This is a genomic window from Streptomyces sp. 8L (genome assembly GCF_020176795.1).
GTDB lineage: Bacteria > Actinomycetota > Actinomycetes > Streptomycetales > Streptomycetaceae > Streptomyces.
The window spans coordinates 1-4854 of record NZ_JAIUKE010000671.1 but is presented as its reverse complement, the minus strand read 5'-3'; the positions used below and the strand labels follow the sequence as shown (position 1 = coordinate 4854).

The 4854-nt window shown below is 74.0% G+C and carries 4 protein-coding genes; 1 reads left to right on the top strand and 3 read right to left on the bottom strand.

All coding sequences use genetic code 11. From position 1 onward, the window contains the following. Positions 1 to 274: 274 nt before the first annotated feature. Together LCE31_RS36840 and LCE31_RS36835 are read right to left on the bottom strand one after the other, a co-directional pair. The gene (locus tag LCE31_RS36840; RefSeq protein ID WP_225022349.1) at positions 275 to 904 is read right to left on the bottom strand and encodes an LAETG motif-containing sortase-dependent surface protein; all 630 of its coding nucleotides are present in this window, start codon (positions 902 to 904) and stop codon (positions 275 to 277) included. A gap of 496 nt (positions 905 to 1400) precedes the next feature. Continuing rightward, positions 1401 to 2687 (bottom strand): FUSC family protein, encoded by a 1287-nt coding sequence (locus tag LCE31_RS36835; protein WP_374118678.1) that lies wholly within the window; start codon positions 2685 to 2687, stop codon positions 1401 to 1403. 70 nt (positions 2688 to 2757) lie between these two features. Between LCE31_RS36835 and LCE31_RS36830 the strand changes: the two genes are divergently transcribed. After that, positions 2758 to 3513 (top strand): uracil-DNA glycosylase, encoded by a 756-nt coding sequence (locus LCE31_RS36830; RefSeq protein ID WP_225022347.1) that lies wholly within the window; start codon positions 2758 to 2760, stop codon positions 3511 to 3513. A gap of 53 nt (positions 3514 to 3566) precedes the next feature. Here the strand turns inward: LCE31_RS36830 and LCE31_RS36825 are convergent, their stop codons facing one another. Beyond that, positions 3567 to 4532 (bottom strand): LLM class F420-dependent oxidoreductase, encoded by a 966-nt coding sequence (locus LCE31_RS36825; RefSeq protein ID WP_225022345.1) that lies wholly within the window; start codon positions 4530 to 4532, stop codon positions 3567 to 3569. Between the last annotated feature and the right edge of the window lie 322 nt (positions 4533 to 4854).

Genomic DNA, 4854 nt, shown 5'->3' with positions numbered 1-4854 from the left:
GCGCCCGCGGGGGGGGGGCCGCGCGCCGGCCCCCGCCCGGCGCGGCGGCCCCGCCCCCCCCCGCGCCCCCCCGCCGGCCGCCCCCCCCCGCCGCCCCCCCCGGGGGGGGCGCCCCCCCGTCCGGTCCCTGCCTCGTGGCCGGCGCTCAGCCGGCCGGGCGCCGCCGTGTGCCGGCGGTGGAAGACCCGGCCGGGTGGTCCGGCCTGGCCGGTGGGAGCGGGGCGATCCGGGGCGTCATCGCCCCGGCCGCGCGGCGGACCTCAGCGGGAACGGGTCAGTGCTGGGCGGTGCGACGCCTGCGCGACGCCCACAGGATGCCCGCACCGGCGATCACGACGACCGCGGCGGCACCGGCGATGACCGGGGTGGAGCTGGACGAGCCGGTCTCCGCGAGGTTGTCGCCCGAGGGGCTCGGCGAGGCGGGCACCGCGGCGGCCGACGACGTGGACGCCGACGGGGCCGGGGAGGCGGGCGTCGAGCTCGCCGAGTCCGACGGCTTCGCCGGCGGCGTTGAGGGAGCCGACGACGACGGGGGAGCGGAGTGCCCGGCGCAGACCGGGGCCGTGGCCGTCTTGTCGACGTTGTACTGGGCGCTGTCACCGGCCGTCACCACGAGGTGCACGTCCACCGGGCTGCTGTGGTCGGGGAGCTTGATGACCGTGTGGTACGAGTCCTTGAAGTCCTGGTCCACGGTGAGCGCGTCGTCGCCCTGGACCGTGACCTTCACGTGGTTGGTGACGCCGCCGTTGTAGGCGGACAGGTCGACCGTCGCGCTGGAGCAGTCCACCTTGAAAGACGGCGTGTGCGCGGATGCCGGGCCGGCCGCGAGGCCCACACCCAGCACGCCCGCCGCCGCGACCGATATCAGGGCACCGGGGCGCCTGAGCGATCCGAAACGAGTCACAGATTTCCTCCGCGGAATGTCAGCGCCGCCGACGGTGGCGGTCGCGCGCGCACAGTACCGCCCTCCTCTCCCGTGCCTTCAATCGCCGGAACCAACTCGCGCTCCTCGCGCACCGGATGTCCCGGGTTGGGAGGCTGGGACGGCGCCGACGGGGCCTTCCGCAGGGGCGAAATGAGCCGAACTCTCCCACGTCGGAAGGCGTTTGTCACAACTAAACGATAGGTGAGTAAAGTATTGGTCAAGTACCGTGGTGGCGGCTTCGCCCGGCCTCGCCGTGCTGCGAGGGGGACCCTCCAGTGCCCCTCCCGGGCAGGCGCTGCCGGACTCCTTCTGGCTGCCCCGGCGTCGTACGCGGGGCCCGCCGCCCTCAACTGTCGGCCGGCCACTGTCTGCTGGCTGAGCTGTCACCTGTCTGCCGGCCGCCGTCAGCTGTCCGCTGTTCACGAGGCGCCCGCTGGGCCCGCAGCGGCCCAGGCTCGCCGTCGGGCGTACCCCCTCACCTGCGGTTTCCCGTCCGCTCGCGGTGCGCCGCCCGCCGTGCCTCCCAGGCCGCGCGAGAGCGCCTGGAGGCTCGCCGCGCCCGTGCGCGAGCCTCCGTCAGCCGGGGGTAGCGCTCCCGCTGTTCGCGCGCCGACCGGTCCAGCTCCTCCATCAGCCGCTGCGAGCGGTGCTCCATGTCCAGCTCGTCGAGGATGCGGTCGAGCTCCGCGAGCAGGGCCCCGTGCAACTGCCACTGGCGCGGGTGCTCCTGGACCACGTCGAGCAGCAACTGCGCCGCGTACTCCCGTTCCCTGCGGGCTCCGTCCAGATCCTCCGCGAGCCGGGACTCGGCCCGCTCCGCGCTCTCGCTGACCGACGACGTCACCAGGACGGCGAAACTCACGATCGCGTCGGCGACCCTGCTGATCGTGCCCTCCAGCGCGGCGCCCGTGTCCGGCGGGAACAGCGGCTCGTCCATGCGCTCCTTCGCCAGGTCCGTCAGAGTCCGGGTGATGACCCGTACGACCACGGTGCAGATCTCCAGGGTGTCGAGCCCGGTCCGCAGCACGACCCGGTGCAGCAGCCCCTCGCGGACGCGGGGGTTGAGCCGCAGGCTCTCCTCGGCCTGCCGCAGCTGCGCGTCCACTTCGGAGATCTCCTGGTCGATCCGGCGTGCCTCGTGCAGCCTGGCCGCCGCCGTCTCGACCGCCGTACTGCCCGTCAGCCCGTCGCTGACCCGCAGCAGCAGCTGGCGCAGCCGGCGCGCCAGACCCTCGATGGACTCGCCCGCCGTGCCGACCCACACCGGCGGGATGAACAGGAAGTTGAACAGCAGACCCACTCCCGCGCCGATCAGGGTGTCCAGGACTCTCGTCCAGGCCGTGGACTCCACCTGCACCTGGGTCACGCCCAGGACGAGCATGGCGCTGATCGCCACCTCGACGACGAAGTCCCCGGCCCGCACGATCCGGCCCACGACGAGCGCGAGCAGGATGATCGATGCGAGGCTCCACCAGGCGAGGCCCACCAGGGCGCTGAACCCCACCGCCACCAGCACACCGGTGACCACGGCGTTCACCCGGGTGAGGCTGAGCCGGATGGTCGAGTACAGCGTCACCTGCGTCACGAGGAGGGCGGTCAGCGGCGCGGTGAGCGGGGCCGCCTCGTTGGACAGGCGCTCCGCCACGATGAACGAGATGGTCGCCGCCGCCGTCGAGCGCAGGATCTGGACGACCACCGGGTCCGTGCGCATGCGTACGAGGCGCGCGAACGCGTTCTGCACACTCTTTCGGGCATCGGGCACCTTTGGTCCCTTCCCTCTCGTGCGTCACTCGGAACGACACGGACGGGCGCCCTCCGGTACCGTCACCCGAATGCGAGCCGAGGACGATCCGGCGTTTCCGGTGGCGGCGGCCCGCTCGGCCACCACGGTGACGGAGCTGGACGAGAGCCTGACCCACTGCGCCGCCTGCCCGCGGCTGGTCGCCTGGCGGCGGCAGAAGGCCCACGACGACCTTCCCGCCTACCGGGGCCAGAAGTACTGGGCGCGGCCCGTGCCCGGCTTCGGCCCGGCCGACGCGCCCCTCATGATCACGGGCCTCGCCCCGGCGGCCCACGGAGGAAACCGCACGGGCCGCATGTTCACCGGCGACCGTTCGGGTGACGTGCTGTTCGCCGCGCTGTACGACCTCGGGCTCGCCTCACGGCCCGACCCCGTCTCGGCGGACGACGGCATGACCCTGCGCGGCGTGCGAATGAGTTCCCCCGTGCGGTGCGCGCCGCCGCAGAACCGTCCGACACCGGCCGAGCGCGACACCTGCCGCCCCTGGCTCGCCCGCGAACTGGAACTCCTCGCGCCCACGCTGCGGGCCATCGTCGTCCTCGGCGGCTTCGGCTGGCAGGCGCTGATGCCACCGCTGGCCGCCGCGGGCTGGGCGGTTCCCCGCCCCCGCCCGGTCTTCGGCCACGGCGCCCGGATCGCCCTGCGCGGCCCGGCAGGGGAGCGGCCCCTCGACGTGTTCGGCTGCTATCACGTGAGCCAGCGCAACGTCTTCACCGGCCTCCTGACGCCCCGCATGCTCCGTGAGGTCCTGGCCACCGCGGCCGGCGTGGCCGGCCTACTGCCCTGACAGCCCGCACCGGGACGCGGCCGGCGTCCCGCCCGTGCGGCCCGCCGCCGCCCTCACAACTCCCGCAGCGCGGGCAGCAGTTCCGTGCGTGCCCACTCCAGGAACGGGGCCTGCTGGTCACCGCCCACCTGGATCAGCGCCACCTCGGTGAAACCCGCCTGCACGTAGGGCCGTACGGCGTCCACGAAGGCGCCCACGTCGTCCCCGCACGGAACCGCGCTCGCGACATCGTCCGGCGTCGCCGTCGACGTCGCGCCCGCGAACCCCTTCGTCGTGGGGATCTCGGCGTTGACGGGCCACGGGTTGACGTTCCACCGGAACTGCTCATGGGCCCGCGTGACCGCCTCGTCACGGTCCCGTCCGAACGCGACCGGGACCTGGCCCACCACCGGCTTGCCCGCGCCGCCCGCGCTCGCGAAGTCCCGGGTGAGGGCGGCCTCGGGGTCCGTCGCGATCAACAGGTCCGCGACCCGGCCCGCGAGCGCCGCGGACCGGGGGCCCGAGGCGGCCACCCCGATCGGCGGCACCTTCTCCGGCAGGTCCCAGAGCTTCGCGTGCTCGACGTCGTAGTGCGTGCCGTGGTGCGTCACATAACCGCCGGAGAACAGCGCCCGGATGATCTCGACCGCCTCCTCCAGCATCTCGTGCCGCACGCTCGCCGCAGGCCACCCCGCGCCGACCACGTGCTCGTTGAGGTTCTCCCCTGAGCCGAGTCCGAGCCGGAACCGTCCGCCGGAGAGCAGCTGCACCGTGGCGGCCTTCTGCGCCACCACCGCCGGGTGGTAGCGGATCGTCGGACACGTCACGTACGTCATCAGCGGAATCCGCTCGGTGGCCTGCGCGGCGGCGCCCAGCACGCTCCAGGCGTAGGGCGCGTGGCCCTGCGCGTCGAGCCAGGGGAAGAAGTGGTCCGAGGTCACGGAGAAGTCGAAGCCGGCGCGCTCGGCGCCCACCACGTGCTCCACCAGCTCGGCCGGTCCCGCCTGTTCCGTCATCATCGTGTATCCGATTCGCACCATGATCGCCGGGTAGCCACATCTCCCACGGTGAAACTCCACCGCCCGACGGGGCCGCGTCGCGAGGCCCGGCCGGGGTATCCGCTGGATCGGCGGCGAACCGGTCGGCGAGCCCGCGGGGCCGGAGCCGCGAGAGTGTGGGGAGAACGATGGACGGACGTGGGACACACCGCCCGGCGAGGCTGCTGCCGATCGGCTTGAGCGCCCTGTGCGGCGCGGTCGTCGGCGCGGTCGGCTGCGCGCTGCTGGGCCGGGGCGGCGGAGCCGCGGCACGGCGCACCGGGTGGCGGCCGGGCCGGGGCAGAGTGGAGCCGGGGCCTAGGGG